This is a genomic window from Zhongshania aliphaticivorans (assembly GCF_001586255.1).
Lineage (GTDB): Bacteria > Pseudomonadota > Gammaproteobacteria > Pseudomonadales > Spongiibacteraceae > Spongiibacter > Spongiibacter aliphaticivorans.
Window position 1 is genome coordinate 2,828,809 of record NZ_CP014544.1, and the last position, 25,784, is coordinate 2,854,592.

General features: G+C 51.8%; 27 protein-coding genes. 16 read left to right on the forward strand and 11 right to left on the reverse strand.

Going from position 1 to position 25,784, the window contains the following annotated elements; translation table 11 throughout:
- The 3 genes from AZF00_RS12595 to AZF00_RS12605 all read right to left on the reverse strand — a co-directional run bounded on the left by AZF00_RS12595 (position 1) and on the right by AZF00_RS12605 (position 4,757).
- On the reverse strand, positions 1-648 hold the full coding sequence (locus AZF00_RS12595; RefSeq protein WP_197465652.1) for an SGNH/GDSL hydrolase family protein: 648 nt from the start codon (positions 646-648) through the stop codon (positions 1-3).
- 128 nt (positions 649-776) lie between these two features.
- Positions 777-2,444 carry a sulfatase gene (locus AZF00_RS12600; RefSeq protein ID WP_008248824.1) on the reverse strand — a complete coding sequence of 556 codons (1,668 nt, stop codon included), beginning with the start codon at positions 2,442-2,444 and terminating at the stop codon, positions 777-779.
- Positions 2,445-2,648: 204 nt separating this feature from the next.
- Positions 2,649-4,757, reverse strand: coding sequence for a tetratricopeptide repeat protein (locus AZF00_RS12605; RefSeq protein WP_008248823.1), 2,109 nt, complete (start codon positions 4,755-4,757; stop codon positions 2,649-2,651).
- Between the two features lie 207 nt (positions 4,758-4,964).
- Here AZF00_RS12605 and AZF00_RS12610 point away from each other — a divergent pair, with 207 nt between their 5' ends.
- From AZF00_RS12610 to AZF00_RS12625, 4 genes are all read left to right on the forward strand, one after another.
- On the forward strand, positions 4,965-6,143 hold the full coding sequence (locus AZF00_RS12610) for a glutathione S-transferase family protein (protein ID WP_040803346.1): 1,179 nt from the start codon (positions 4,965-4,967) through the stop codon (positions 6,141-6,143).
- Positions 6,144-6,202: 59 nt separating this feature from the next.
- Positions 6,203-6,886 (forward strand): glutathione S-transferase family protein, encoded by a 684-nt coding sequence (locus AZF00_RS12615; RefSeq protein ID WP_008248820.1) that lies wholly within the window; start codon positions 6,203-6,205, stop codon positions 6,884-6,886.
- Positions 6,887-7,035: 149 nt separating this feature from the next.
- Positions 7,036-7,626 (forward strand): TetR/AcrR family transcriptional regulator, encoded by a 591-nt coding sequence (locus AZF00_RS12620; RefSeq protein WP_008248819.1) that lies wholly within the window; start codon positions 7,036-7,038, stop codon positions 7,624-7,626.
- A 66-nt stretch (positions 7,627-7,692) separates the two neighbouring features.
- On the forward strand, positions 7,693-8,457 hold the full coding sequence (locus AZF00_RS12625; protein ID WP_062383859.1) for an SDR family oxidoreductase: 765 nt from the start codon (positions 7,693-7,695) through the stop codon (positions 8,455-8,457).
- A gap of 42 nt (positions 8,458-8,499) precedes the next feature.
- On the opposite strand, the gene AZF00_RS12630 is transcribed toward AZF00_RS12625, so the two are convergent.
- Complete coding sequence (locus AZF00_RS12630; RefSeq protein ID WP_062383862.1) at positions 8,500-9,873, reverse strand: DsbA family protein; 1,374 nt, start codon at positions 9,871-9,873, stop codon at positions 8,500-8,502.
- Positions 9,874-10,073: 200 nt separating this feature from the next.
- Here AZF00_RS12630 and AZF00_RS12635 point away from each other — a divergent pair, with 200 nt between their 5' ends.
- From AZF00_RS12635 to AZF00_RS12670, 8 genes are all read left to right on the forward strand, one after another.
- Positions 10,074-11,141 carry an MBL fold metallo-hydrolase gene (locus tag AZF00_RS12635; protein WP_062383864.1) on the forward strand — a complete coding sequence of 356 codons (1,068 nt, stop codon included), beginning with the start codon at positions 10,074-10,076 and terminating at the stop codon, positions 11,139-11,141.
- A gap of 309 nt (positions 11,142-11,450) precedes the next feature.
- The gene (locus AZF00_RS12640) at positions 11,451-11,636 is read left to right on the forward strand and encodes a PLD nuclease N-terminal domain-containing protein (RefSeq protein WP_008248811.1); all 186 of its coding nucleotides are present in this window, start codon (positions 11,451-11,453) and stop codon (positions 11,634-11,636) included.
- 54 nt (positions 11,637-11,690) lie between these two features.
- On the forward strand, positions 11,691-12,755 hold the full coding sequence (locus AZF00_RS12645; RefSeq protein ID WP_231856217.1) for an AI-2E family transporter: 1,065 nt from the start codon (positions 11,691-11,693) through the stop codon (positions 12,753-12,755).
- The gene (locus AZF00_RS12650) at positions 12,748-13,764 is read left to right on the forward strand and encodes an amidoligase family protein (RefSeq protein WP_008248807.1); all 1,017 of its coding nucleotides are present in this window, start codon (positions 12,748-12,750) and stop codon (positions 13,762-13,764) included. The genes AZF00_RS12645 and AZF00_RS12650 overlap by 8 nt, the downstream gene beginning before the upstream one ends.
- Positions 13,761-14,426, forward strand: coding sequence for a gamma-glutamyl-gamma-aminobutyrate hydrolase family protein (locus tag AZF00_RS12655; RefSeq protein WP_008248805.1), 666 nt, complete (start codon positions 13,761-13,763; stop codon positions 14,424-14,426). Before AZF00_RS12650 ends, AZF00_RS12655 begins: the two co-directional genes overlap by 4 nt.
- Positions 14,423-14,848, forward strand: a complete 426-nt coding sequence (locus tag AZF00_RS12660; protein ID WP_008248804.1) for a YqaA family protein — start codon at positions 14,423-14,425, stop codon at positions 14,846-14,848. Before AZF00_RS12655 ends, AZF00_RS12660 begins: the two co-directional genes overlap by 4 nt.
- Before the next feature lie 49 nt (positions 14,849-14,897).
- Entirely contained in the window at positions 14,898-15,434 is a 537-nt protein-coding gene (locus tag AZF00_RS12665) for a YaeQ family protein (protein WP_062383873.1), read from the forward strand.
- 108 nt (positions 15,435-15,542) lie between these two features.
- Positions 15,543-15,971 (forward strand): DUF1499 domain-containing protein, encoded by a 429-nt coding sequence (locus tag AZF00_RS12670; protein ID WP_062383877.1) that lies wholly within the window; start codon positions 15,543-15,545, stop codon positions 15,969-15,971.
- On the opposite strand, the gene AZF00_RS12675 is transcribed toward AZF00_RS12670, so the two are convergent.
- Positions 15,968-16,975: an AraC family transcriptional regulator gene (locus tag AZF00_RS12675; RefSeq protein ID WP_062383880.1), complete on the reverse strand. Its 1,008-nt coding sequence runs from the start codon at positions 16,973-16,975 to the stop codon at positions 15,968-15,970. The genes AZF00_RS12670 and AZF00_RS12675 overlap by 4 nt on opposite strands.
- A gap of 166 nt (positions 16,976-17,141) precedes the next feature.
- Here AZF00_RS12675 and AZF00_RS12680 point away from each other — a divergent pair, with 166 nt between their 5' ends.
- On the forward strand, positions 17,142-18,032 hold the full coding sequence (locus AZF00_RS12680; protein WP_062383883.1) for a sterol desaturase family protein: 891 nt from the start codon (positions 17,142-17,144) through the stop codon (positions 18,030-18,032).
- A gap of 20 nt (positions 18,033-18,052) precedes the next feature.
- Here AZF00_RS12680 and AZF00_RS12685 read toward each other — a convergent pair whose 3' ends face one another.
- Both AZF00_RS12685 and AZF00_RS12690 read right to left on the reverse strand, forming a co-directional pair.
- Positions 18,053-18,409, reverse strand: coding sequence for a VOC family protein (locus AZF00_RS12685; protein WP_062383886.1), 357 nt, complete (start codon positions 18,407-18,409; stop codon positions 18,053-18,055).
- 38 nt (positions 18,410-18,447) lie between these two features.
- The gene (locus tag AZF00_RS12690) at positions 18,448-18,756 is read right to left on the reverse strand and encodes a hypothetical protein (protein WP_008248798.1); all 309 of its coding nucleotides are present in this window, start codon (positions 18,754-18,756) and stop codon (positions 18,448-18,450) included.
- A gap of 157 nt (positions 18,757-18,913) precedes the next feature.
- Here AZF00_RS12690 and AZF00_RS12695 point away from each other — a divergent pair, with 157 nt between their 5' ends.
- Positions 18,914-19,255: a hypothetical protein gene (locus tag AZF00_RS12695; protein ID WP_062383889.1), complete on the forward strand. Its 342-nt coding sequence runs from the start codon at positions 18,914-18,916 to the stop codon at positions 19,253-19,255.
- Between the two features lie 133 nt (positions 19,256-19,388).
- A complete protein-coding gene (locus AZF00_RS12700; protein ID WP_008248794.1) occupies positions 19,389-19,814 on the forward strand; it encodes an MAPEG family protein in 426 nt (141 codons plus the stop codon).
- 107 nt (positions 19,815-19,921) lie between these two features.
- Here the strand turns inward: AZF00_RS12700 and AZF00_RS12705 are convergent, their stop codons facing one another.
- Both AZF00_RS12705 and AZF00_RS12710 read right to left on the reverse strand, forming a co-directional pair.
- Positions 19,922-20,110 (reverse strand): hypothetical protein, encoded by a 189-nt coding sequence (locus AZF00_RS12705; RefSeq protein WP_008248792.1) that lies wholly within the window; start codon positions 20,108-20,110, stop codon positions 19,922-19,924.
- Between the two features lie 157 nt (positions 20,111-20,267).
- The gene (locus AZF00_RS12710) at positions 20,268-21,875 is read right to left on the reverse strand and encodes a class I adenylate-forming enzyme family protein (protein ID WP_008248790.1); all 1,608 of its coding nucleotides are present in this window, start codon (positions 21,873-21,875) and stop codon (positions 20,268-20,270) included.
- Positions 21,876-22,099: 224 nt separating this feature from the next.
- Between AZF00_RS12710 and dapE the strand changes: the two genes are divergently transcribed.
- Positions 22,100-23,236 (forward strand): succinyl-diaminopimelate desuccinylase, encoded by a 1,137-nt coding sequence (gene dapE, locus AZF00_RS12715; protein ID WP_008248789.1) that lies wholly within the window; start codon positions 22,100-22,102, stop codon positions 23,234-23,236.
- Positions 23,237-23,589: 353 nt separating this feature from the next.
- Here dapE and AZF00_RS12720 read toward each other — a convergent pair whose 3' ends face one another.
- Together AZF00_RS12720 and AZF00_RS12725 are read right to left on the reverse strand one after the other, a co-directional pair.
- Complete coding sequence (locus AZF00_RS12720) at positions 23,590-24,831, reverse strand: alpha/beta hydrolase family protein (protein WP_197465653.1); 1,242 nt, start codon at positions 24,829-24,831, stop codon at positions 23,590-23,592.
- Between the two features lie 194 nt (positions 24,832-25,025).
- Positions 25,026-25,778: a 3'-5' exonuclease gene (locus AZF00_RS12725; RefSeq protein ID WP_008248785.1), complete on the reverse strand. Its 753-nt coding sequence runs from the start codon at positions 25,776-25,778 to the stop codon at positions 25,026-25,028.
- Positions 25,779-25,784 lie beyond the last annotated feature (6 nt).

Genomic DNA, 25,784 nt, shown 5'->3' on the forward strand with positions numbered 1-25,784 from the left:
TTAGCCGGTTTGTTCATCCACGTCCCGTTGAATAAGCTCAGCAACATAATCACCCCACACCGTGTAAGCCTCAGCACCTGGATGAAAGCCATCTGCCGCGATCCCAGCAAGATCACCCGAATACGGAATAGCCACGTAGATAGACGAACGCTCGCTTTCCGCCACAGCGCTCATCAACACATTAAATTGCTTCGCTCGCAAACCCAACCACCAACGCAATGGATTTGGCAGCGCAGGGAACAGATGCATAGGTGGAATGCAAGACAGATAGACCTTACGCACACCGAATTTTTCAGTGAGCAGCTGAACGATAAGCCGCACATTTTCAGCCCAAGCGCTCGCCCTATTTAGCCCGGTCACATCGTTTACACCAATAGAAACCACCGCGGTATCAAACTCTTCCTGAGGCATTGCATGGAGCCTGTCCAGTAATTGACGAGAGGTGTCACCGGATTGCGCAATAAGTTTCCATCTCACTGCACTGGTTTTGCTGAGCGCTGCGACAAGTCTACCAGACAGTGCCTGCTGCTGATGGTCAACGCCAACACCCGCAGCCGCCGAGTCGCCAACAATGAGTAGACTCAGCCCTTTGCCCTGTCCCAATTGCCCGTAACGATGTCCCTCCGGTTCCGGAAGTTTAGGTGTCACGCGCTTAACGTGCTTGCCCTGAAGAAAAAGAACGGGGCCTATCAAGATTAACGCAAGGTGGTATAGCACTTATTTTCCTAAAAAAGCGAACAGGTAATTTACCACCGTCGCAGAAATCTACGCCAATATCAATTCGGCCAATAAAGCGTCTCATCGCTCGGCGTTACAGGCTCATCCAAGGTCTTATCAATCGCCACCGGTATCTCAGCAACATAGGGGTAAAGGACTGGAGTTCTACCGGCTTGATGTTCTTGCAGCATCGCGGTGAGCTCAGCCACGACGTCTGGCTGCTGAGCGGCTAAATTAATTTGCTCGGTGGGGTCTACGGACAAGTCGAAAAGCCACTGTTTTTTCGGGTTCTCAGATACTTGCAGTTTCCAGTCTTTGTGACGAACGACTTGGTAGTAACCGCTTTGCCAAAACAAGGTGTCTCTAGCCCACTCCCCGGTATGCTCGCCCATTGCCAGTGGCAATAAATTTGCGCCGTCGATGATTCGATCTTCCGGTAGCTTAGCTTGGGCGGCAGCGACCAAGGTTGGCAGAAAATCGATATGGGCGGCAGGTGTGTCGATGCTGGTGTTTCGCGCTATATGTGCTGGCCAGCGCATAAATAAGGGTACGCGAATACCGCCTTCAAACATGGTGAGTTTCCACCCCCGATACGGGGCATTAATATCTGGTATGCCGATGTAGCCAGCGCCGCCGTTGTCGCTGGAGAACACCACAATGGTATTGTCAGAAAGGCCTTCTTCTTTCAGCGTTGCTAAAATACGGCCAACACTGCGGTCTACTGCCCGTACCATGGCGGCGTATACCCTTGCCCGGTGAGGCTTAATGTCGCCAACGGCTTCATAGTCTTCCCGAGTTGCCTGCAAAGGTGTGTGCGCACCCCAATGAGCGAGGTAGAGAAAGAAGGGACGATTTTTATTGGCTTTAATGATTTTTATCGATTCATCGGTCCAGTAATCAGTAAGGTAGCTCTTAGGTTCAAAGACCGGACCGCCATCATTAAAGGCGGCAGCGTAGCGCATTTTTGCCCACAGAAATTGGTCGATTGGATCAAAGTCAACTTTGGCATTGACCACATCAGGATGGTCAACCGGCAGATACAAGCCGCTGTGCATTAATAAACTTTGCTCAAAGCCCTGCTCTTCTGGGCTAAAACCTTTGCCTCGACCCAGATGCCATTTACCAATATGAGCGGTGTAGTAACCGCGATCGCGCAGGATTTCGGCAAGGGTAATTTCAGAACTCGGCAGACCTTGCTCGTCAAAGGATGGGATTTTGTCCGCACCGGCTTTATTGTAAATGCTCGGCGGCAGGCCGTTATCATGGGACGAGGCAATCATGGTTGCCATTGCCCCCATACCGTCTGGTGTCGGCGTAAATTCAAATCCGGTACGTGTTGGGTAGCGGCCGGTTAAGAGCATGGCCCGCGACGGCGCGCAGGTCCCTGCGCCGGAATAGGCCTGGCTAAAGTTAGCGCCACTGGCGGCCAGCTCATCAATATTGGGGGTTTGCACCTGGCCATTGGCCAGACCGCCGCCATAGGTAGATATGTCGTTAATACCTAGGTCATCGGCCAAAATCACAATGACATTGGGCGGACGATCTTGGCTCGCCGCGTCTGCCTGCGCTGGCCCCTGCTGCCAGTGTATGTCGCGGTTGGGCGCAACCTCATAAGCTCTGGCGGTCTGGAACTTCACCAAGGCCAACATAAGGTCGATTCGGTTCAGCCATGCGATGCCCAATGCGGCGGGAATCACGATAAAGGAGGCAATTATTATTTTTTTCATTGAGCGATCCTTTTGCCAAATCGAACAGTGCTATGCCACTAAACCTTAGTTTGAACTGGTGACTTAGGACTATCTGCTCCACGCTTGGCGTTAAATTAAAACAGCGACAGCATTATTATGGCACTTATAGTGTCATTTTATTCAAGTACTGTAAACACCCCTAGAAATCCGCCCAGAGGCGAGCGTCTAATTTATCATCCGTCACTATTTGATTAGGGCGTTTCCGGCGTCGCGACCACTGCGCTTTTGCAGGTAAAGCGATAGCAAATCGCTCGTTAAGGGCGAGGCATGGCCTCGACTCGCGACGGTCTTTAACACGGTAATGGCCTCGTCGAGTTGCCCGCGATTTTCCAAAGCAACCGCATAGCCATAGGCGAACTCAGGGCGATGGGGTGCGAGATCAAAAGCCTGCTTTAAACCGGCCAGCGCCCGCGCATAATCTTTTGCCCGAACCCAATACAAGCCAAGTTGGTACGCCGCATCCGCAGATTTAACATCTGCCTGCTGAGCCTCTTGCAACCAACTCAATTCCGCATCACTGCCCCTTGTCAGCATGGCCAGTTGCAGATACGGGTACACAAACGCCGCATCCAACTTAATAGCCTGCTGATATAGCTCAGCGGCTTCCGCCAGACGCCCTCGCGCTAATTGGTAGTTGGCAAAATTAGCGGCAATTTGGGGGCTGTCCAGGTGGGTGTTCATCAGCGACTCATACTCCGTAAACAGCGCTGCCAGCTGAGCCGACTGCGCTTGACTCAGCTGCGCGGGTGCGGTACCGGCCAGCACCGGAGCCAATTCCATTCGCACCATTTTACTGTTGTCTGCCAATAGCGCGGACAGGCGGCGCCAGCGCTCCGCACTTGGCGCTTGCGCAAATGCCCGAACGCCAGCTGCTCTCACCAGCGGTGATGGGCTTTGAAGTTTGCTGAGCAACACATTTTGCTGGGCATAGTCGTAGGGTGACAGCTGCGCTAATAAACTGGCCTCACGTATTGGCGACAAGGTATCAACAATGCTTTGGTAAAGTGCCATATTTGCCACCCCGCCGTCCGCCAATGTGGCAAAGTCCCGAGTCTTTTTCTGCGATGGACTCGTGACTTTGGGTAAGCGCTCCGACAACTTCGCCATTGGCATTTCAGCATGGCAGCTGCGGCAGGCATCGGGACTGCCCAATGATTTACTTAAAGCCGGATCAGGAATCACAAAGCGGTGATCCCGACGCGCATCAACGCCCATATACACGGTTGCCGGCATATGGCAGTCAACACAACCCGCCGAGCCAGTCTGGTGGCGGTGATGGCTGGGCACGGCAAAGGTATCGGCCTTGTGGCATTGCATGCACACGCCATCGCCCTCGGCTCGCAGTTTCGCGCTGTGGGGCTCGTGGCAATTGCTGCACACGACGCCTGCGGCATGCATACGGCTCTGCAGGAATGAACCTAGCTCAAAGACTTCATCGCGAATTTGGCCGTCTTGGTAGTAAAAGGGCTGGTGCGGTAAAACCGGACTAACATGGTCAAAGAGCTCAGCCTTAGGATGCCAGCTGCCAATTTGCTCACTGCGAGTGTGGCATTGGGCGCAGCTTGAAAGCTGCGCGCCCACCGGCGGCGATTCACGACTGGCGATGGCTTGGTCTTGATGCCAAGCCCACTGCCCCCCATCTTTTAAACTGGCGGCAAAACCAGCATTTAGCGTATTTGGCTTAGCGCCAGCCGCCCAAGCGAGGTGTGCTTTTGCGTCGCCATGACAGGCCGCGCAGGACACATTCACTTCATCAAAGCGCGTTGCGAAACTATCGCTGGCCGGATCATAAGCCTTTACTAAATTGGTGGAGTGGCAGCTCGCGCAGGAGGTATTCCAAGTAAAACCAGGGTGATCCCAGTTAAGATCGGATTCCAGCGCATACCAGCGCTGGCCGCCTGCAGATTGTGGTCGCGTATCCCAGGCAACGGGAATCGCCTGGTAGCGGCCTCTTGGCAAACGCGCAAGATATTGTTGCAGGGGCGTGAAACCAAATACGTAGTCGATAGCATAGGTTTCGGCTGTTGCGCCCTCACCGATACTCACTTGATAACCGAGTTCGCCAATCGTAAAGCGAAACGCTAAGTCCTTATAGCGGGTAACTGAGCCGTCAAACACCCCCGCAACGGTTTCCTGCGTCGCGGGCAACATGGCCTTGGCGTGGTGGGACTGTTCCCAGAGTGCGACTTCTTTTGCATGGCAAGCCCCACAAGCGCTATCGGCCACGGCCAAGGGCGCGTATAAAATAGCGAAAAGACACAATATTTTTAATCGTAACCAAGGGGTATTCAACAGACCTTTTCCTCTGTACGCGACAGTCGCTTTGTCGCACTCGAACTTAGCACCACTATAGTCACTGCAGATAGATGCCATAAACGTATTGTTAATTCGCTTTTAACGGCGCTGAAGCGGTAGCGGCCATCGCTCCCGCATTATATTGACACAGAATGTGCCACAATGTTATTTTCCAGCGACGATTATCGCTCACAAGGCGCAAGCATGAGTACACCTTATAAGCTTTACGGCATCCCCGCCTCGCTGTATACCGCGAAAGCGCGTAGCTACTTGCGCAAGCAAAAAATCGACTTTGTGGAGTATGCGGTATCTGATCCGTACTACCAAAAAAACATTATTCCGCAGCTAGGGCGAATGATTATGCCCGTACTTGAAGCGCCTAACGGCGAGATTATTCAAGACAGCGCAGACATTATTCGCTACCTCGAAAACGTGCACGCAAGCTTATCGCCAAGCCTGCCGAAAACACCGCTATTACAAGCTGTTGCCCATCTTTTTGAGTTATACGGTGGTGAGGGTTTACTCCGCCCCGCCATGCATTATCGCTGGAGTTTTGACGATGTGAATTTACACTACCTCCATTCAGAATTCGCTTGCTTGGCGCCACCTGGCACCGACGATGCCAGCTACCAACAGATTTTTGACTTCAGCAGTGGCCTCATGCGCAAGGCCGCGCTTTCCTTTGGGGTAAATGAAAATAGCGCGCCGCTTGTTGAATCTTCCTACCGCGAATTTTTAGATCTATTCTCAGCCCATTTGCGGCAACACCCCTATTTACTCGGCGCTAAGCCGACGCTGGGCGACTACGCGCTTATGGCGCCGCTCTACGCTCACTTGTACCGCGACCCTAAGCCAGGCCAATTGATGCGTCAGCATGCACCGCTGGTGGCGCGCTGGGTAGAGCGGATGAATGCCCCAGAGAATAACTGGGCAGACCACTGTGCAGACCAAGCGGAATTTGAAGTCGACAATGAACTGCCAGATACCCTCAAATCGCTAATGCATTACATCGCCGTGGACTTCCTACCTGAGATGTCCGCACATATTCAATTCACCAACAACTGGCTTGCCGAAAGGCCAGATCTTAAATCAGGCAGCAATGGCTGCGACAAGCCCAGCCAACGCTTTATAGGCAATGCCGAATTTGCATGGCGGGGCATAAAGCTACGCACCGCGGTACTGCCATATCGCTTTTATTTATTACAAAATTTGCAGGATCATTTTGACTCGGCGCCGCAGACAGATAAAGCCCTCATCCAAAACGCTTTCAAAGCCTGCGGCTTAGCTGACTTACTCACACTGCGAGTAACACGGCGCGTTGAGCGTCACAATCATCTAGAAGTGTGGGGTAACCCCCTCCACTCAGTTTGCACGGCAAAATAAACGCGCAGCGCCATTATTTTAGCTAAAAGTTATTTACCCGCAATTTTGGAGTCACAATAATGATCGACCTTTATACCGCCCCCACCCCCAACGGTCACAAAGCCTCCTGCACCTTGGAAGCGCTTGGTTTTGAATACAATACCCATTTTGTAAACATCACCGAGGGCGAACAGAAAAAGCCGGAATTTTTAGCAATTAATCCTAACGGGCGAATTCCCGCCATTGTCGACCGCGACTTGGGCGACTTCCCGATTTTTGAATCTGGCGCCATTATGATTCACCTCGCCGAAAAGGCGGGACGCTTACTGCCAACAGACGCTAAAGGCCGTGCAATGGTCATGCAATGGCTTATGTTTCAAATGGGCGGCGTAGGGCCAATGATGGGCCAAGCGAATGTATTTTTTCGCTATTTCCCTGAAAAAATACCTGCGGCAATTGATCGCTACCAAAATGAAAGTCGCCGCTTATTCGAAGTATTAGACAAACGCCTGAGCGAAAACCAATGGCTTGCCAAAGATTACTCAATAGCCGATATCGCCAATTGGTGCTGGGTACGCACCCACAAATGGTCTGGGGTATCTATCGACGGCCTCGATCATTTAGGACGCTGGCTAAATACCATGGGCGAGCAGCCCGGCATGCAAAAAGGCATTGAAGTGCCGTTTAGTCTCGATAATTTATTAGAAGACAAAGACGCCCAAAAGAAATTTACCGACAACGCAAATAAGCTCTTACAAAAATAGGCACCCGGTAAACTAGTGGCATACCTCAGTCAAATAGACAGTAACAATGCCACTAGTTACAATGCCCTAAATTCAAAGCCCGCGTAGTAATACAGCGTCTCATTGCGCCTATCGCGGCTCCAACAATCATACTCGCTAAGCGATTAATTATGCCTAAAGACGCAACACCAGTAGAAAGTGATGGCCGCCGTCAACGCACCGAGCGCAGCCGCAGCGCCATCATTAATGCCGCCCTCGAATTAATCGAAGAAGGCGTACTGATCGCGACGGCTCAACAAATTACCGACCGCGCCAACGTCGGCATTCGCACCTTTTTTCGCCACTTTGAAGACATGGGCGCCCTCGCCCAAGCAGTTGATGAAAGTATTCGCGGGCAATACGAAGCGGCCATGCTCGACGCCGACCGCAGCGGCACACTTGAGGAGCGTATTCTGCATGCGGTGGAGCGTCACGCCGAGGTCTACGAGCAAAACTACAATATAATCTTAGCGACGACTGCCCAGCGCTGGCGCCTTGAAGTACTACAGCAAAACTACGCCCGCGTGCAAAAAGGCCTGCGCAAAGATCTTGATAACTGGCTACCCGAACTCAAGACCATTGCCTCGTCACAACGCGAAGCCATAGATGCTATTGCCTCTTTTGAGATGTGGCACCGGCTTAGAGAACATCAGGGCCTAAGCGTCAAAACCTGTATAGAGATAATTAACGGCCTGCTACTAAACCTGACCCAAAGCGCTTAAACACCTCGACTAGCAATATTTGGTCGTAAGGTGTAAGCCCTCATCGTAAAACAAGGATCATATAATATGAGCACTAATCTGTTTGATTTAACTGGAAAAGTGGCGCTGGTTACCGGCGCAAGCCGTGGCATCGGCGAAGCCATTGCCCGACTTTTGGCCGAGCAAGGTGCCCATGTTATTGTCTCTAGCCGTAAAATTGACGACTGTCACACCGTCGCCAATAGTATTATTGCCGCAGGTCACCGCGCGGAAGCCTTGGCCTGCCACGTTGGTGATATGGAACAAATTGCCGATATTTTTCAAACAATTCGTAAGCAACATGGCAAGCTCGATATCCTAGTGAATAACGCTGCCGCCAACCCCTACTTCGGCGACGTGCTCGATACCGACTTGGCGGCTTACAATAAAACGGTAGACGTAAATATACGCGGCTATTTCTTTATGAGCGTCGAAGGCGGCAAAATCATGCGCGACAATGGCGGTGGCGTCATTATTAACACCGCATCGGTCAACGCGCTACAGCCCGGTGATATGCAGGGCATTTACTCTATTACCAAGGCCGCCGTGGTCAATATGACCAAGACCTTTGCCAAAGAATGCGCGAAACACAATATCCGCTGCAACGCGATATTGCCCGGTTTAACAAAAACCAAGTTCGCCAGCGCACTCTTTACTCACGATAAAATATACGAAGCCGCCATGGAAAAAATCCCCATGCGTCGCCACGCCGAACCACAGGAAATGGCCGGCACCGTGCTGTATTTGGCATCCAACGCCAGCAGCTATACCACCGGCGAATGCATTGTTGTTGACGGTGGTCTAACGCTTTAAACAAGCAAGGGATTCGCCGCGCCGTGACAAGCGCGGCGAAACTCAGCCAGCCTTGAGCAAGCGCTGAATTTCGCGGCTAAATAACCAAAGGCGATCTTGACCCCACAGCGCCATCACTTGATTACCGTCCTTATCTAACAAACGAAAACTCGGCACGCCCCATAAACCAGCCTCGTACATAGCCAGCCGATTTTGTTCGACCATCGCTTCCCAGCGCGTATCCGCCAATTGCTCCTTAGCCATCTGCCAGTCCAGTCCCGCCTGCTCAACAACCTCCTGCAAACCACTCAATTTATTAGTATTCACCCCTTCCGCAAAGGCCAACCGCAAAAAGCTGGAGAGCAGAGCATTGCCCTTGCCCTGCTCACACGCCCAGGGATAGATTGCGTAACAGCGCCGCACTGGGTCACCAATAGGGTCGTAAATAGGGCCGAATGGCACGCCGCTCGCCCGCGCCTCACGACCGCAATCAGTCATAATATAAGCCCCCTTGACTCGCGTTGCCGGAACACCGCGCATGACCATTGGCAATACCGGCCGCACTACAAGCTTAACGCCACTGTCTGCGGCCAGTTTTAGTGCCCGATCAAAGATGATGGCGGTATAAGGGCTGCGCAAAGAGGGGTAAATTTCAAAGGTCAGCGAGCCATTATCTTTTAGCTCGCCGATTTCTACCGCTTTACGTGGTGCTAACGGCGCGGCATCTGGCTGCTTATCGACTCCTAGCGTCGCCAGTCGGGCTTCTAAATGGTAGAGACGGTCAACACCCCAATACCACTCCTTGCCATAGTAAAACATCGCGCCGGAATAATGACCGAGCACAGCGCGTTGCGCATTACCCTGCTGAATACGCGCCGCGGTGACTTCAGGGCTTGCAGCGCCTAGCCTCTCAGCAAGGGCGGCCAGCGTCGTCTGATCGTGATTCCATAGCGCTGTGCTCACCTCAACGAGGCAATCAATAAACCCCTGCGCAGTTTGCCTAGCCAGTATCGCCTGCGCTTGATCCACAAGCGCCTTAGGCGGCTGGGTGTTGCCATGGGGAAAATGCAAACCGTAGTGTGGCGCAATGTGAATGGCATCTTGCCGAGCAAGATCACTCAGCAATTGGGGCTCAGGGGCATTTGCGTCTTGTGACGCGGATACCAAATGGCAGACCACCGTCACGTCGTAGCGCTTACTGATTGCCGACAATAACTGCGCGCTGAGGTGGCTGTAGCCATCATCAACTTGATGAAAATATTCCACAATATGTGGAGAGCCAGCGCTATGACGACGGCGCTCAAATTTAGCGCGCAGTTTAGCTTGGTAGCGCAAACTCGCAAGCCTTGACATAAACAGTTTTGAGGTCAGCCAGCGATATAGTCGGCTCGGTTCAGAGCTTGATACGCCGCCCTGATTTTTAAAATTTTCAGACATGGTCGACCTCTTTCATCCACTGTCACGTTATAGCGCGACAATCATTATTATTCAGTCGAAAAGCAACTTTTAACACAGCACATAAGTCGGCCATTGACTCCTTTCTTTACAAATGACATGTTACCCGCAAGTATTGACACTCACAATGCCATTACAAGTATTCTAATATGAATAAACGCCAATTGATGCCGGAATAGATAATGAAAAAATACAATAAATTAATAAGCCTGCTATTTCTTTTCGCACTTACTGGCTGCATGCCCTCGGGCCTGAGCAAACTGATTCTTGAAAAAGGCATCACAGCGCGCATGTCGGCCAATACCCTCGCTGAACTCGACGACGGCCTGCATCTTGCGCTTTGCGGCGCAGGCGGACCGATGCCAGCGCCCAATGCGTCTGGCCCCTGCGTACTCGTTATTGCTGGCGAGCGTATGTTTGTTGTTGATGCGGGCACCGATGGCGTTAGAAATATTGCGCGCATGGGCTACCCGATTAACCAGCTTGAAGCGGTTTTCCTCACTCACTTTCACTCCGATCACATCGACGGTTTAGGTGAAATGGCTACGCTGCGCTGGGCGAGCGGCGCAAACGCATCGCCACTGCGCGTTTATGGCCCCGAAGGCGTCGACAATGTCGTCGACGGTTTCAATCTCAGCTACAGCCAAGATGCCCTTTACCGCCACGCCCACCACGGCGACGTCGTCGCGCCAATGAGCGGCGCTGGGCTTATGGCGCAAGGCTTTAGCAAACCAGCGCAGGGTGAACTTACGGTGCTTCTTGCAGATGAGCATTTGACCATTGAAGCCTTGGCCGTTAACCACGCCCCAATTGACCCTGCAGTTGCTTACCGCTTTAGCTATAAAGGACGCACACTGCTAATTAGCGGCGACACCGTAAAATCAGCCAACATTGAAAAATTTGCGAAGAATATCGACCTACTGGTGCACGAAGCGCTAGCGCCCAACTTAGTTACCATGATGAACGAAGTCGCCCATAAGACCGGCAATACCGTTATGGAGCATATAACACATGACATCTTGAATTATCACGCCAGCCCCATCGAAGCCGCAGAAACCGCCCGAGATGCGAACGTTGGGCACTTAGTGTATTACCATATTGTGCCGCCACTCGTGATTCCTGGGCAAAAAGCGCTTTACCTGAATGGCGCAGACAAAATATTTAAAAATTACACCATTGGCGAAGATGGTGTGGCGTTCAGTCTGCCCGCAGGTTCTAAAAAAATAATTCAGACGCAACACGGACTATAGGCAGACAGCAAACATAATCTGCGTCGCTTAACGGCAACTAAATCCCCAGAACATAGCGCGAGGACAATCGGACTCTCGCTATGGCAAATTCAAGTTTCTTATCTCGGAACGCATCTTTTTAACAAAGCTGCTATACCTTATAACAACAGCGCGATGCAGGCTTATTGCCAATGTGATTTGCCTTGCGCTTGACGGCGCTGATTGAAAACAGTGAACTCCTAGCGGCAAAGCGACTCTAAGCCTGCGTTGTCACCATCGGCTGTTATTGATCACTCAGCGGCAGTTTTTACGTTTCAAACGGGGAAAAACATGGACCTTCAGATCACTGGTGTACTCGGGTTTCTTATTTTTATCGCCGATATTTGGGCCATTCTCAATATTGTGCAAAGCAAAGAAAGCTCCGCCACCAAGTTATTATGGATAGTTTTAATCCTGTTTTTACCCGTGCTAGGCCTAGCCATCTGGTGGTTTGCCGGTCCTCGCGACCCGCGCTAATTTCGCCCTTAAATGCCTATACCAACGCTAGGGAATAAACCTCCCGTGGAAACCATGCCCCAAAAACCGGCTGATTGGCCGCTTAAAATCATTGCTATTCTGGCCATACTCTACACATTACAAGTGGCTAGGGATGTCATGCTGCCAATTACCTTGGCGCTCATTTTCTCGCTGCTATTAAGCCCCGCCGTAAGTCGCTTACAGGCCTTGCGCCTACCGCGCAGCCTCGCGGCACTGCTGGTGATGGGCGTTTGCCTAGGCATAGCCGGTGCTGGCATTTACGCTCTTGCCAAACCCGCCAGCCAATGGCTCCAGCGCGTACCAGAGGCCGTTGAAATAGTTCGCGAGCAACTCAGCAACGTCAATGCCGACAGCCCCGACGTTGACGCGGCCACCCGCAGCATCGACTCGCTCGCCAAAGAGCTCAGCACCACCCCCGGCAGCCCCGGCTTAACCAAGGTAGTGATTAGCGATGCGGGCTGGCGCTCAGAACTGGGCGAAACCGCAAAGAATTTTGGGGTTTACGGCACCCTGAGTATTATTCTCTTATTCTTCCTGCTAACGTCTGGGGAAGCTTTAATGCGGCGCTTTATTCACAGCCTACCCGCCCAGCGCGACAAAGCCGTGGTCACCCGTATAGCCGAGCGCGCCCAAACGCAGATGTCGCGTTATTTAATGACGATTACCGCCGTCAATGTGTCAGTAGGCTGCATAACGGCGCTTGCATTATATGTGCTAGATTTTCCTGACCCCGCGTTGTGGGGCGCAGTAGCGGCACTGCTGCGCTATATCCCCTATCTTGGGGTCAGTATGACCTTGATTCTGTTGAGCATAGTAAGCGCGGTGAGCTACCCGACCGCCGCAGCCATGATCGTGGTGCCGGTGAGTTATGGGCTGTTTACCGCTGGCATTGGCCAGTTTGTCGACCCCTTTGTGCACGGCTTCCGCTTCAGCCTCAATCCGATTGTGGTGTTTCTGTGGATTTTTTTCTGGGGCTGGCTGTGGGGGGCACCTGGCGTATTACTGGCCGTGCCGCTACTCACGCTTTTCCAGGTTGTTTGCCAACACACAGAGCGCCTGCTCCCCATCGCCCATATTATAGGGAATACCAATGACTAAGCCCTTAGATGCCTATCGCAAGCAACTTTGGCCGCTACCTATGCAACTGCACACCCGTGCTGGCGACGTGCGTCGCCTTGGGGTAGAAATTGAATTTACCGGGATGGAAATAGACGCCATTGTCGACAGCATTATTAATCAGTACGGCGGCCGCGCCGAGGCCCTTTCTGATTACGAGATTAATGTTGTGGAGACGTCGCTGGGTCAATTTGGTGTTGAACTGGATTTTTCATACATCAAGCGTATCAGCCGCGAGCGCCATGAATCTGCCGACAGCAACGACCTCGAAGAATTGGCCGAGGCCATTGTGGGCGCTATCGCCAAACAGCTAGTACCCTTTGAAGTTGTCGCGCCGCCAATCGACATGACGGACTTATGGCAGCTAGAAGACCTTTTTCTGACGCTGCGTAATAGCGATGCCCAAGGCACCCACGCCTCGGCTAAAAACGCCTTTGGCCTACAGCTCAACCCCGAGATGCCAGATTGCGAGGCCGCCACTATTCTCAATTATTTGCGCGCCTTTTTATGTTTGTACGAGTGGTTAAAAATGCGCTGCGATGTCGACTTCAGTCGCCGCCTAACCTCCTATGTCGACCCCTTTGGCAAAGACTATATACGCAAGATTCTCAAGCCCAGCTATGAACCTACAATCGAAGAGCTAATTGACGATTACTTGGAGTTTAATCCTACCCGCAACCGCGCCTTGGATATGCTGCCCCTGTTCGCCCATATCGACGAGCCACGGCTGCGCGCCAAAGTGGATGACGACCGCGTGAAAGCGCGGCCGACCCTGCACTATCGCCTGCCTAATAGTTTAATTGACGATCCACAATGGGGCTTAATTCATCCCTACCGAGACTGGCTGCAAGTGGACAATTTGGCCATGGACAAAGCCCGCCTCGAAACGGTGTGTCGGGCTTACCGCAATTATTTAGATAACCCAACCGCCAATTTATTCACCAATTGGTCGCACAGCGTTAGCCAATGGTTGATACCGGAGCTGCTGTGAGTCGACCATTAATTGGCGTTACCGGCGACGACACGCGCCTGCCGCTGGCTTGGTGGTTTATTCGCCTAGCGCTACAGCGCTGTGGCGCAGAGGCCTATCGCCTCACCCCCAGCCACAGCGCTATACCCAAAAATCTGGACGGTATTATTATTAGTGGCGGCGATGATATTGATCAGCGCCTTTACCTGCCCGACGCACCCGAAATTGCGCCAATCAATCGCGCCCGTGACCGCTTTGAAATGATCGCCTTGGAACTCAGCCTCAGCCGTAATTTACCTATTTTGGGTATCTGTCGTGGCGCGCAATTATTAAATGTGGTGCTAGGAGGTACCTTGCATAGCGACCTCAGCGAAATGCGCCGCCTTACCTCGAATAAGCGCATGCTGCTACCACGCAAAACCCTGCACCTAGAAACCTATAGCAAGCTTTTCGATATTCTTGGCAAAGAGCAGTGCAAAATAAATAGCCTCCACCACCAAGCAATCAAAGACCTAGGCCAGGATTTGCGGGTTGCGGGCCGGGACGCCGACTATATTATTCAAGCAGTAGAAGACCCTGAGCACCCCTGCCGCATCGGTGTGCAATGGCATCCGGAATACCTGCCATTTCAATTACGGCAATTGCATTTGTTTCGCCACTTAGTTGCGAGCGCCTGCCTGTGATTTCCTCTTATCTACTCTTGTTTGCGGTTGCCTTTGGCGCCGCCACCCTGCTGCCCTTTTACTCTGAGATTTTATTGGTAAGCCAGTTGCGCGAAGGCCTGCACCCCGGCTGGCTATGGCTAGCCGCCACCACCGGCAATACCTTGGGCGCCGGCGTGAATTGGTGGATGGGCGCAAAACTTGTGCAATACGCTGACCGGCGGTGGTTTCCGGCCCGCAAAGCCGATATTCAGCGCGCCCAAAACTGGTTTACCCGCTACGGTAAATGGACCTTACTCATGTCGTGGATGCCCATTGGCGGCGACGCCCTCACCGTTGTTGGCGGTATGATGAAGGTACCCGCCCCCGCTTTTTTCATCTTAGTCGGCATCGGCAAAGGCGTGCGTTATGCCCTGGTAATTATTGGTTTAGCCGCCTTTTAAGCGCAAATCAGCGTAGAATAAGGCCTCCTGAAATACCGCGAGTTAGACCATGGCCTTAAATGCCACGCTGTTCAAAACCACCCTCGATGTCAGTGATATTCGTCGTCACTATTATCAAACCCATCAGTTTACGGTGGCACGCCACCCCTCAGAAACCGATGAACGCATGATGCTGCGAATCCTCGCCTTTGCGCTCTATGCCGATGAGCATCTGGAGTTTACCAAAGGCCTGAGCACTGACGACGAACCCGATTTATGGCTTAAGTCGCTCACCGGCGAAATAGACCTGTGGATCGAACTCGGCCTGCCCAGCGAAAAGCGCATGCGCAAGGCCCGGGGTATTGCCAAACAAGTTGTACTGTTAATTTACGGCGGCCGCACGGCACAAATGTGGTGGGACGAACACGGCGCTAAAATTGATCGTTACGGCAATGTTCGGGTCATTGAAGTGAACCCAGAAGACTCCGCCGTGCTCACCGCCATGGCTCAGCGCACCATGAAACTACAGTGCACAATCGACGAAGGCTCGGTGTGGTTTTCTGACGCCACCAGCAATGTTGACGTACAACTGATTAAGCGCTGCTAGACAAAAAACATGAGAATACCCAAGCTCTAAAATGACAGTGTTAACGTAGAGCCTGGGTCTTCAATCACTTATGCAAGGCTCTTTTAAAGAGCGCACAGGAGAGCGCACATGTTTCGTTTTTTAATAGTCATTGGTGTCAGCGCACTAACTGCCTGTAGCAATGCCCCGATGAAAAGCCAGGCCAGCACGCAATTCGCTCCCTGCCCCAGCGCCCCACACTGTGTATCCAGCTTAGCAACTGACAGTAAACACATTGCCGCCATTTCGGTTAATTCAGCTCAGGAGTGGCAGCGGCTGCAAACAACACTCTTAGCCATGCCCCGCACCGAGGCCGTCGAGCGCCAAGCCCAATACCTCCACGCGGTGAGTCACAGTGCAATTATGCGCTACAAAGATGATATTGAATTGCGCTATAGCCCAAATGAAAATCGCGTCGATGTGCGCAGCGCATCACGCATTGGCTATTACGATTTTGGGGTTAATCGCAAACGCATCGAAGCACTGCGCGAGCAGTTTAATGCCGGGCACGCACCTTAAGTCGAGATTTGTTGCTGATAACGCCGCGGAGACAAACCGGTTTCCCGCTTAAATGCGCGATTAAATGCGCTTTGTTCTGAATAGCCTAATAATAGCGCTATTTCACTTAAGGTTAGCCGCTTATCCCGCAGATACTCCTGTGCTAACTGCGTGCGGGTTTGCGCCAAGATCACCTTAAAGCTCAAACCCTGCTCACTAAGGCGTCGAAACAAGGTGCGCTCCGACATATTCAGAGTCGCGGCGACCTGCGCAGAATTTGCGCGACCACTTTGCATGGCCCGCAGCAGCGCTTTGCGCAGGCCTTGAATAAACCCTTCACTATCGGGCAGCACGGCGAGTGCCGCTTGCGCCTGACGCTCTAATAGTAATTTCAAGCCGGGGTCGCTATTACTTACCGGCAAATCTAAATACGCCGTGGGAAATTCCAATGCGGTACAGCTTTGCGCAAAGCCCACCGGCGCGCCAAAAACGTCGATATAGGCTTGGCCATCGTCGGGCTGCGCAAAGGTAAAATTCACCGCCAGAGGGCGCAGGTCGGGCCGGCCAGTCATTAGCCGCAAAAAGCGCAGTAATCCGCCTACCAGCACCTCGTCCGACAAGCGGGTAGACGGCCCGTAATTTGCGCTCCAACTCAAGACCATGCGCTCGCCCTGCAATTCAATGCTGGCCTTGTCGCCGTCGTGCAGCAGGCCTTGATAGCGCTGAAACTCCAGTAGCGCTTCGGCCACCGTATCGCTGGCGAGGGTCAAATAGCCCAACATGCCCAAATGGGCGGGCTGTACGCGCTGGCCTAAGTCCAAACCAATATGCCGACGAGGAAAACGCTGTTGCAGACGATCTAATAAAGCCCACCATTGACCAAAGCTAATCCGACTACTGGGGCTAAAGCTTTGCAGCTGGGCATATAATTCGCAGTGAATATCGCCTTCGCTGCGCATAAAATCGCGAAGCAAACCGGCCAAATCGCCGCTGACCTGCAATTCTGCTAGTTGTAATGCCGCCACCCGTCGCACTCCCACTATTTACTCTGAATAGTCCACATCATCGGCACAATGGCAGGAAATGTCAAAAAGGTGTCTGGCTTAGTCAATTTATTTCCGTCCAGACCGCCTATTCTTAACACTCCAGCGATCATGTACTCTGCTGTTTGCTTATTAACGAGGCTTTCTCATGCAAGACGTTTTCCACGCCCTGTTTTTTGTCACGGCCTTTGGCGCTCTCTTTCTCGCGATTATTGGCGCGGAATACCTCTATGTGCGTAAAACCGGCCAAACCGGGGTTTACCACCCCCGCGAGACGCTGGCCAACTTGACCGCGGGCCTGTCCTATAAGGTGGTCGACGGTATTGCCATCGCACTGTTCATTCAGGCTTTTTACCTAAGCGTTTACGAGTGGGGTTTGCAGTGGCAACCCGAGGCGTCGGTATTGAGTATTGCGGCGCTCATTGTGTTTATCGATTTTTGCTTTTATGTAAATCACGTCATGATGCACAAAGTGCGCTGGTTTTGGAGCGGCCATATAACCCACCACTCCTCCGAGCACATGAACTTTTCAACCGCACTGCGCCAAAACTTTACTTTTGCCCTGTCGGGCACCTGGGTATTGTGGTGGCTGCCCGCCGCCTTAGTCGGTTTTGACAAGGACTGGGTGCTATTGGCAATTGAAGGTAACTTACTCTATCAGTTCTTTTTACACACCGAGCAAGTAGGTAGATTGGGCTTTGTCGAAAAAGTCATGAACACCCCGTCTCATCACCGCGTTCACCACGGCAGTAACCCTGCGCAGATCGACCGCAACTTCGGTGGCATTTTTATCTTCTGGGATAAAATATTCAACACCTTCCGCGACGAGGCCGATGCCGGAGAAATCAAATACGGTGTTACGCACATGCCAGCTAAGCCCTATAACCCCTGGTATTTACAGACTCACGGCTGGGTAGAATTGGCGCAGGACGTGTGGCGTTATAAAGATTTACGAATTTTGTACAAGCACCCTGAATGGGTGGACGAAGTCTATGCCAACAAGGCAGTCAAAACGGAGTGGCTGGGCGAAAAGGCCTGAACACCTCAGGCCATCGTAAGCTAGGCTGGCTCGGACCACACCGCAAATTCATTGCCACTGGGTTCAGCAAAATGAAAACGGCGACCGCCGGGAAAGTCATAAATTTCTTTTAGAATAATCCCACCAGCCCGCACCACCTCGTTGCGGGTTTCTTCTAGGGTCGCACTGTAAAATACCAGCAAAGCACTGCCGTTTTCCACTTTGGCACTTAGTGGCGCACGGTAAAAGCCACCATCTAAGCCTTCATCGGCAAACGCGGTATAATCTGCACCGTAGTCGGTAAAAGACCAGCCAAAGGCCTTGCTAAAAAAGGCTTTGGTGGCCTCAATATCCGCCGCCGCTAGTTCGACATAATTGAGTTTGCCGTGAGTATTCATGTACCACCTCGTTTAATCGGCTAGCTGTGCCTAGACGCTTAGTTCAATATTTCGATAATTTCTAAGGTTGCCGCAAGCAAGCGCAGACGCCGATCTTCGATTTCAACAGTGACATAGCCGTAGTTATCAATTGGCTCGATTATATGGCCATGGCTGTATATATCGCGATCCAAATGGTGGCCCACCGCTAACTTCTTCTGCCAACCTGGTGGCAGAGAACGGCCCTCCGCGACCTTTTTCTGTAAGCCCGGTGGCAGTGACTTACCCTCTTGTTTGGCCATGGCTGGCGTTGTCGCCAGCAGTAAACCAGAAGCCATAATAATGCCTAACATCGCTGTTATTTTCATAATGATCCAACCTCATTGAACGTCGAAAAAATCGCTATCACAGCTCAGACCATCAATAGCGAACTAAGTGCTATTAAGGCCTGCACCTGGAATTTTAGCTCGCCATCGGCATTTCCCCTATACTGGGCGGCCATCCTCGCCAAGATTAAGCTGAACTATGCGCAAAAAAGACAAAAAAGCTGAAAACGACATCATAGAGGTGTTAACCCAAGCCTGTGATGAAGCCTTAAGCACCATTGCCGATTTCCGCTGGCTCAGCCATGAATTGGACTACAGTAACATCCAGCAAAGCTTGACCGTGCGCTGTGTATTTGATGCCGATGCGGACCTTAAGACGCTAAGCAGCAGCCCAGAGGGCTTAGCCTTAAAGCAGTTAATTCGCGACAAACTTCGCAGTGTCGGCTATTTGCCCGGCAATAATATGAATTGGATCGAGTTTGAACTTGCCAGCCCCAAAGGCAAGCGCAAGGGCACGGCTAGCGAACGCAAAGTTCACTAAGCAAGCCCTCACGGGCTTAGTATATTTACCCCATTTCCCAAGCTATTGTTGCCGCGATATTGTTATTGACCTGTAACTCAGGCGACAATACCTTTTTACCTAAACTCGTGACTTTAATAAGAAGGAAATCACTATGTTTGAACCCTCAGCAATTCTCGCGCCCATTATGGTTTTGGTCATGTGGAGCTTTGTCATGATGATTTGGATGGCAGTGACCCGCCTACCCGCAATCCCAAAGCTTAAACTGGGCCGCGATGCTGGCCAACGCACTAGCGACCTGGGCAAACAAATGCCGCCCCATATTCAGTGGAAGGCCGACAACTACAACCACCTGATGGAACAACCGACCATTTTCTATGCAACCGCCATCGTCTTAGCGCTGCTCGGCGCGGGAGAAGGTTTTAACCTAATGCTGGCATGGTTTTATGTTGGCGGCCGTATTGTACACAGCCTTGTTCACGCAACAAGCAACGTGGTTATGGTGCGCTTCAGCCTGTTTTTCATAACCTCGATCGCGCTAATTATTATGGCGGCCAGAGCCTGCCTGCTCATCTTTTAAGGCACTATTACTAAGTCTTAAAACACGGAGACAGCAAAAGGCGCTGGCTAAGCCCACCTAGCGGCAGGGCTTAGCAGCGCTTTCTTATTATTCAATCTTGCTGAGTTTTATACCGCTTCGGTAATTAACGCATTACTGATGCGAACCGCACGATGAGGCTGAAACTGCGGCCCGTTTAACTGTTCTATTTTCCCGCCGCCGTTTAAAAACTCATCGACCTGCCGAGAGATCTCCGCTCTCAAGCTTTGCTGATATTGATTAGAATGGGTGCCGTGTTGCTTTATATAACGATCCATACCTCAACCCCTTAACAATTTAGCCTACAAGCCACCTGCTCAGCGGCAAAGAGAATGCTATAGGGAAGAAATGACATTTTAGGGATGGTTTTATGACAGCTTTAAAAAATAAAGGCCGCAATGCGACCTTTATTAGCAGAATGACCTAAGCCTAAGACTACACGGCAGGCATCTCGTCAGCCATTTCCCGCAAGAGGTTTTTAGCCACTTTATCTAAGGTTGCACGGGGAAATTCATCAACAATATACACGGCGCGCGGCACTTTAAAATCGGCCAAATTCGCCTTGCAGTGGTCGATAATAGTTTGTGCGAACACCGCATTATCTTCGGGCGCGCCCCAACCTTTAATTACAAACGCCACTGGCACCATGTCTAACATGTCGTGGGCTTTTGCAACAACAGCAACTTCGCCAATACCACCACCAGGCACTTGCATACACACTTCTTCAACCTGACGCGAAGAGACATTTTCGCCCCCCACTTTTAAAGCGTCTTTATCGCGGTCGCTGAAATAGAAGTTACCTTCGTCGCCGACATGCACCATATCGCCGGTTTTAAACCAGCCGTTAGGTGTAAACGCTTTGGCCATGGCCTCGGGATTTTTATAGTATTCCAAAAACAAGTTCACACCCCGTGTACCCTGCACCCACAGCTCGCCGATTTCGCCTTTTTTACAGGTAGCACCGGTCTCTGGATTCACAACCGCAAGATGATAGCCCGGTGTCGGTTTACCGATAGAACCCTGGGGCCAGTCACTGACAAAATCAGATCGCGTTGCGTGGGTAACGGTTTCAGTCATACCCCAGCTGGCAAATGACTTGGCCTTAAGCCAGCCTTCAATGTCTTTCCAGATAATGCCCATTGGCATGACCTTTAAGCTGTGTTGCTCCGGCACCGCCTCCATACCAATCGCCTTAAAGACAAAGGGAATCATAGAACAGTGAGATACTTGGTATTTCTCAATCACTGCCCAAAACCGGCTGGCAGAAAACTTGGGCATTAACACTGCCGTGCCGCCCACCCCTAGCGAACCCCAGAATGCCCAGCTTTGGCAGTTAACATGGAAGAACGGTAAAAAGCCAAGGTAGACGCTGTCGCCATTCATTCCCATGCTGCTGGAACCCATGGTGCCCGACCACAGCGCATTGGCATGGGTATGCACCACCGCCTTAGGTAGCGAGGTCGTTCCCGACGTAAACATAATGCCGGCAGGTAACATCGGTTCTGCAGCACGTGTCGGCAGGCTTGCCGCATCGCCATACAGACTGCCGAATTTATCGCCGCCACTTGGCGCGTCCGCCGCCTCGCCGGAATTATCGTCGGTAACCACAATCCACTTCAGCTCTTTGGCGTGGGCCTTTATTTCGTCGTAAAACTTGGGCTGCGTAATTGCACCCACCGCTTCGGTGTGGCCGGCAAAGTAGGTGATTTCGCCACCCACCGAGCGGGTATTGGTGGTGACACCAACAGCCCCGATTTTGGCACAGGCATACCATGCCAAAACCATTTCCGGGCAATTCTCCGCGTGAATCATGATTTTGTCGTGCTTGCGTACGCCCTTGGCATACAAGCCCGCCGCAATGCGGCTTGTCTCAGCATCAAAGGCGCTATAGGTCCAACGCTTGTCCTCGCCGGAGCGCGGTTCCCAAATCATAAACGGATGATCCGGCTTAACTCGCGCCCAGTGACGCAGCCGCTGGGGAATATCCTGATCGGCAAAGTCAAATTCGGCGGCGCCAACCGCAATATCCAAATCCATGCTCATAAGCCTTCCTCTGTTATTTGTATGCACTGACTAAACTGCAGCCGCGTGGCGTAAGCGCGACCAGATAAGCCATCTTAACCAAGCCAGAAAATGGGCTCTATGACATTTCCACTCAATTCCCCCGCCAGTGAGTGATTCGGTCAGTCAGCAAAGTTCTGTTAGAATACGCCGCTTACATCTGCGCCCGCCGCAACACCTATTTACGCTACAGAAGTCGACACCCTATGACAGCGCTCTCCCCCACCTTGCAACTGGCCTGCGAACTCATTGAACGCCCCTCGGTAACGCCTGCCGACGCCGACTGCCAAACCATTATGATGGCGCGCCTGAGCGCGATTGGCTTTGAGTGCCAGTCGCTGCGCTTTGGCGATGTTGACAATTTTTGGGCAGTGCACGGCACTAGCGGGCCAATATTCTGTTTTGCAGGTCATACCGACGTGGTGCCCACCGGCCCAGCGGCAAATTGGCAAACCCAGCCCTTTGAAGCCGTTATTCAAGATGGCATGCTGCGGGGCCGTGGCGCCGCCGACATGAAGGGCAGTCTCGCGGCGATGATTACCGCCTGTGAGAACTTTGTTGCCGCCCACCCAGACCACAGCGGCCGCATCGCCTTTTTAATCACCAGCGACGAAGAAGGCCCCGCAGTCAACGGCACCGTAAAGGTGGTTGAGTGGCTAGAACAGCAAAATGAAAAAATCACCTGGTGCTTGGTGGGCGAGCCCTCTTCTACTGACCACGTTGGCGATGTCATTAAAAACGGTCGTCGCGGTTCATTAGGCGCAGTGATGACGGTAAAAGGTATTCAAGGCCATGTTGCCTACCCACATTTGGCGAACAACCCCATTCACCAAGCGGCCCCTGCGCTGGCCGCCTTGGCCGCTGAGCAGTGGGACGAGGGCAATGACTTCTTCCCCGCCACTTCTTTTCAAATTTCCAATATCAATGGCGGCACCGGCGCCACCAATGTGATTCCCGGCGAGCTGGAAGTGATTTTTAACTTCCGTTTTTCCACCGAACTCACCGCTGAGATATTAAAAGACCGCACCCACGCCATACTCGACAGTCACGGGGTGGATTACCACATTGACTGGAATTTGAGCGGCCAACCCTTCCTCACCTCAGAAGGCCCTCTGGTGGAGGCGGCACAACACGCCATTAAAGCAGTGACGGGTAAAGACACCATTCTATCCACCGCTGGCGGCACCTCCGATGGGCGTTTTATCGCCCCCACTGGCGCGCAGGTAGTTGAACTCGGCCCCGTAAATGCCACCATCCATAAAGTGGATGAATGCGTTAAGGCCGAAGACTTAGATAAATTGTCACTAATGTATGAGGGAATGCTGAAGGAGTTGCTGGCTTAGAATTTATTCGGCTTTGTAGCCCCCAAGGGCATTCGCTGCGCTCATATGGATACCTGCCTACGCAGGTATGACTCCGTAGCAACAGCTATAACATCGTAGTAGCGTAGTAGGCATTAAATTTAATGTCGCTCCTGCGTAGGCAGGAGCCCATCCCCGTAACGGAATCAAAGTCTGACGCATTCGCTATAAGCTGAAAAAATCTCATATTATAGACAAAGAGCTCAGCCAGAGCTCTTTGTCACACGCAGTCATACTGGGCCGCTAGATATCTGCGCGTTAAACTCAAGAAATAACACTGCGTCATTCACGCCATCGTTTTAGTACCCGCTAACGCTAACGTACCAACATATGCCTTATTGAAACTCGGCCGGGTCCGGCACGACGCCATTACCACGATAATTTTTTTCAAGACCATTAATTCGTGTTGCACTATCGTGCAAATAAGAGAGATGCGGGTGACCGCCTTCTAAAATGGCCAATGCCGAGGTGTCACCGCGCAAGTAATAATTCATCCAAGCCAATGAGTAGCTAGCAGCTATTTCCCGCCCCCAGGTCGCGGTGGGTATTAAGGGGTAATTGGTGTGCTGGCCGTGACTGGAAGCTTCCGCCACAATAAATGCCCGATCACTGGCAAGGCTATCGTAAAGCGGCCTAACCACCGCCGGGTTTGCAAATGGAATAGGGGCTATGGGGCCGTCGTGGTCGCCGGTCTGGATCATGATGGGAATCGGGCTCGCGCTCACCGACTCACCCACGGGTGCAGCCGCCACGCCAGCTTTAATGCGCACCGGGTTGGGCTCTGTGGCGTTTGCCGCCTCCTGCTCTTGAACCCGCAGAACCGCACCTGCGCCCATGCTATGGCCGATGACACCTACTTGTTCTGCATTCAGTACACTGGCAACCGACGACTGTTTAAACAGATAATTCATCGCGTCTTGAGCATCATGTAAATTATTGCCGGGATCACCTTCAACCTCATCGTCAGAATGACCTTGGCCACTAAAATCAAAGGCAAACACCATATAGCCATTGTCCGCAAATAAACGATGCCACCAGCGGTACATACCCACATTGGTATTCAAACCCTGCAGTGCAAAAATAACGGGAAATGGCCCCTCTTTAGGACTGCCTTTTGCCGCGTAAGGCAAAACAATTTCACCATATAATTTAGTGCCATAGCGATTCAGAAATTCGACAGGGATTAAAGCGACTTCGGCATTCTCATAAGGGTGGCCATACCAGTGATAGGCGTGCTGGAGACGTGAGCCATCTTGCAACTGGGCAAAGGTAGAGCGCACCATGTGCTCGACAATAATCGGATCGCTAATATCGTTTATGGTGTACCCAAAGGCGACGGGATCAAATAGGCGATTAGCGATATTAGCCGGCAGCATGCTAGCCAGTTCATCGCCATTGCTGACAATGGGCTCAAACTGTTCAGGCGCTGGCGGCGGATTTTCACCCTGCTGAGACGCTGGCCACGACGCCAAACTACCTGCCTCAGCCGCACCGCCAGCGTTTGAACTACCCGAATTTGAACTGCCGCCGCAGGCTGCCAAGATAGCACTGGCCAATATCACACATACCAATCGCACTATTATTTTCTCCATCGCTATTAAAATTCCGATTAAACCTACCTTAATTAAAATAGGACGCCAGCACAGATTTAAGTGAATCCACACTATACGCTTTCGCGCTAATTTATCACTGACTGATTAGCTAGGAATACTATGCAAACACTGAGCAGGTTTGAATCACTATTTAAGGTAATTCACCATAGCCCATAGTTTTAACTCCATAATGCGCTGAGCGGAGTACTTGGCGTAAAGTGCGTTGCGCATTGCGCTTGCAGTAACTCACCGCAAGCTAAGGCATCAGTTAAGGCATGATGTTGTCGATAATAGGGCAAATGATAGCGAGTGCGGCTATCCGTGAGACGAATCGAGCTAGGCTGGCGCCCCATTAGGCCATTCCACAAAGTCTGCCGCCAGGTACGAGTATATCTCGCTTCAATTTCCATCGTATCGATAACGGGGAATTCAATTCCTTCTTGGATATGGCGCATCAATGCCGCATGCAGAAACCGTCGCTCAATCGCGCTGTAATGGACAACAACTGTCTTGCCCTGCAAATGTGCGAGCAGAGTATCAATAATGGTGGAAAACTCAGGGGCATCTTCTACAACAGAATGCGTAATGCCATGAATCATGACTGAGCTTGAATGCAGGCGTGTTTCTGGTTTAATGACCCAATGCCTTGCACCGTTGCAGCGTATCCGACTTATAGTCATAGGCACTAAACCGATACTAACTATGCTGTCGCGACGCGGATCTAGGCCTGTTGTTTCAAAATCCAAAGCCACCAAAGACACATCGGCAATTGGGGTAGACGCGGCAACAACGCCGTGTTGATAAAAAGCCTTTAAGCTTGGATGTTTACTCGCCTCAGCCAAAAAAGCAAAACGACTAGACCAATCCAATCGCTTGCCCTGCGGCATCGCTTGGGCTTGACCGGAAAGTTGATTTTTAGCGAGATAAAACACAAAAGC

Excerpts from the sequence above, each read along its gene's own strand:
- AZF00_RS12600 (WP_008248824.1), bottom strand. The coding sequence starts at position 2,444 with ATGAAAAAAATAATAATTGCCTCCTTTATCGTGATTCCCGCCGCATTG.
- AZF00_RS12610 (WP_040803346.1), top strand. The coding sequence starts at position 4,965 with ATGAGTACACCTTATAAGCTTTACGGCATCCCCGCCTCGCTGTATACC.
- AZF00_RS12615 (WP_008248820.1), top strand. The coding sequence starts at position 6,203 with ATGATCGACCTTTATACCGCCCCCACCCCCAACGGTCACAAAGCCTCC.
- AZF00_RS12620 (WP_008248819.1), top strand. The coding sequence starts at position 7,036 with ATGCCTAAAGACGCAACACCAGTAGAAAGTGATGGCCGCCGTCAACGC.
- AZF00_RS12625 (WP_062383859.1), top strand. The coding sequence starts at position 7,693 with ATGAGCACTAATCTGTTTGATTTAACTGGAAAAGTGGCGCTGGTTACC.
- AZF00_RS12630 (WP_062383862.1), bottom strand. The coding sequence starts at position 9,873 with ATGTCTGAAAATTTTAAAAATCAGGGCGGCGTATCAAGCTCTGAACCG.
- AZF00_RS12635 (WP_062383864.1), top strand. The coding sequence starts at position 10,074 with ATGAAAAAATACAATAAATTAATAAGCCTGCTATTTCTTTTCGCACTT.
- AZF00_RS12640 (WP_008248811.1), top strand. The coding sequence starts at position 11,451 with ATGGACCTTCAGATCACTGGTGTACTCGGGTTTCTTATTTTTATCGCC.
- AZF00_RS12645 (WP_231856217.1), top strand. The coding sequence starts at position 11,691 with ATGCCCCAAAAACCGGCTGATTGGCCGCTTAAAATCATTGCTATTCTG.
- AZF00_RS12650 (WP_008248807.1), top strand. The coding sequence starts at position 12,748 with ATGACTAAGCCCTTAGATGCCTATCGCAAGCAACTTTGGCCGCTACCT.
- AZF00_RS12665 (WP_062383873.1), top strand. The coding sequence starts at position 14,898 with ATGGCCTTAAATGCCACGCTGTTCAAAACCACCCTCGATGTCAGTGAT.
- AZF00_RS12670 (WP_062383877.1), top strand. The coding sequence starts at position 15,543 with ATGTTTCGTTTTTTAATAGTCATTGGTGTCAGCGCACTAACTGCCTGT.
- AZF00_RS12680 (WP_062383883.1), top strand. The coding sequence starts at position 17,142 with ATGCAAGACGTTTTCCACGCCCTGTTTTTTGTCACGGCCTTTGGCGCT.
- AZF00_RS12685 (WP_062383886.1), bottom strand. The coding sequence starts at position 18,409 with ATGAATACTCACGGCAAACTCAATTATGTCGAACTAGCGGCGGCGGAT.
- AZF00_RS12690 (WP_008248798.1), bottom strand. The coding sequence starts at position 18,756 with ATGAAAATAACAGCGATGTTAGGCATTATTATGGCTTCTGGTTTACTG.
- AZF00_RS12695 (WP_062383889.1), top strand. The coding sequence starts at position 18,914 with ATGCGCAAAAAAGACAAAAAAGCTGAAAACGACATCATAGAGGTGTTA.
- AZF00_RS12700 (WP_008248794.1), top strand. The coding sequence starts at position 19,389 with ATGTTTGAACCCTCAGCAATTCTCGCGCCCATTATGGTTTTGGTCATG.
- AZF00_RS12705 (WP_008248792.1), bottom strand. The coding sequence starts at position 20,110 with ATGGATCGTTATATAAAGCAACACGGCACCCATTCTAATCAATATCAG.
- AZF00_RS12710 (WP_008248790.1), bottom strand. The coding sequence starts at position 21,875 with ATGAGCATGGATTTGGATATTGCGGTTGGCGCCGCCGAATTTGACTTT.
- dapE (WP_008248789.1), top strand. The coding sequence starts at position 22,100 with ATGACAGCGCTCTCCCCCACCTTGCAACTGGCCTGCGAACTCATTGAA.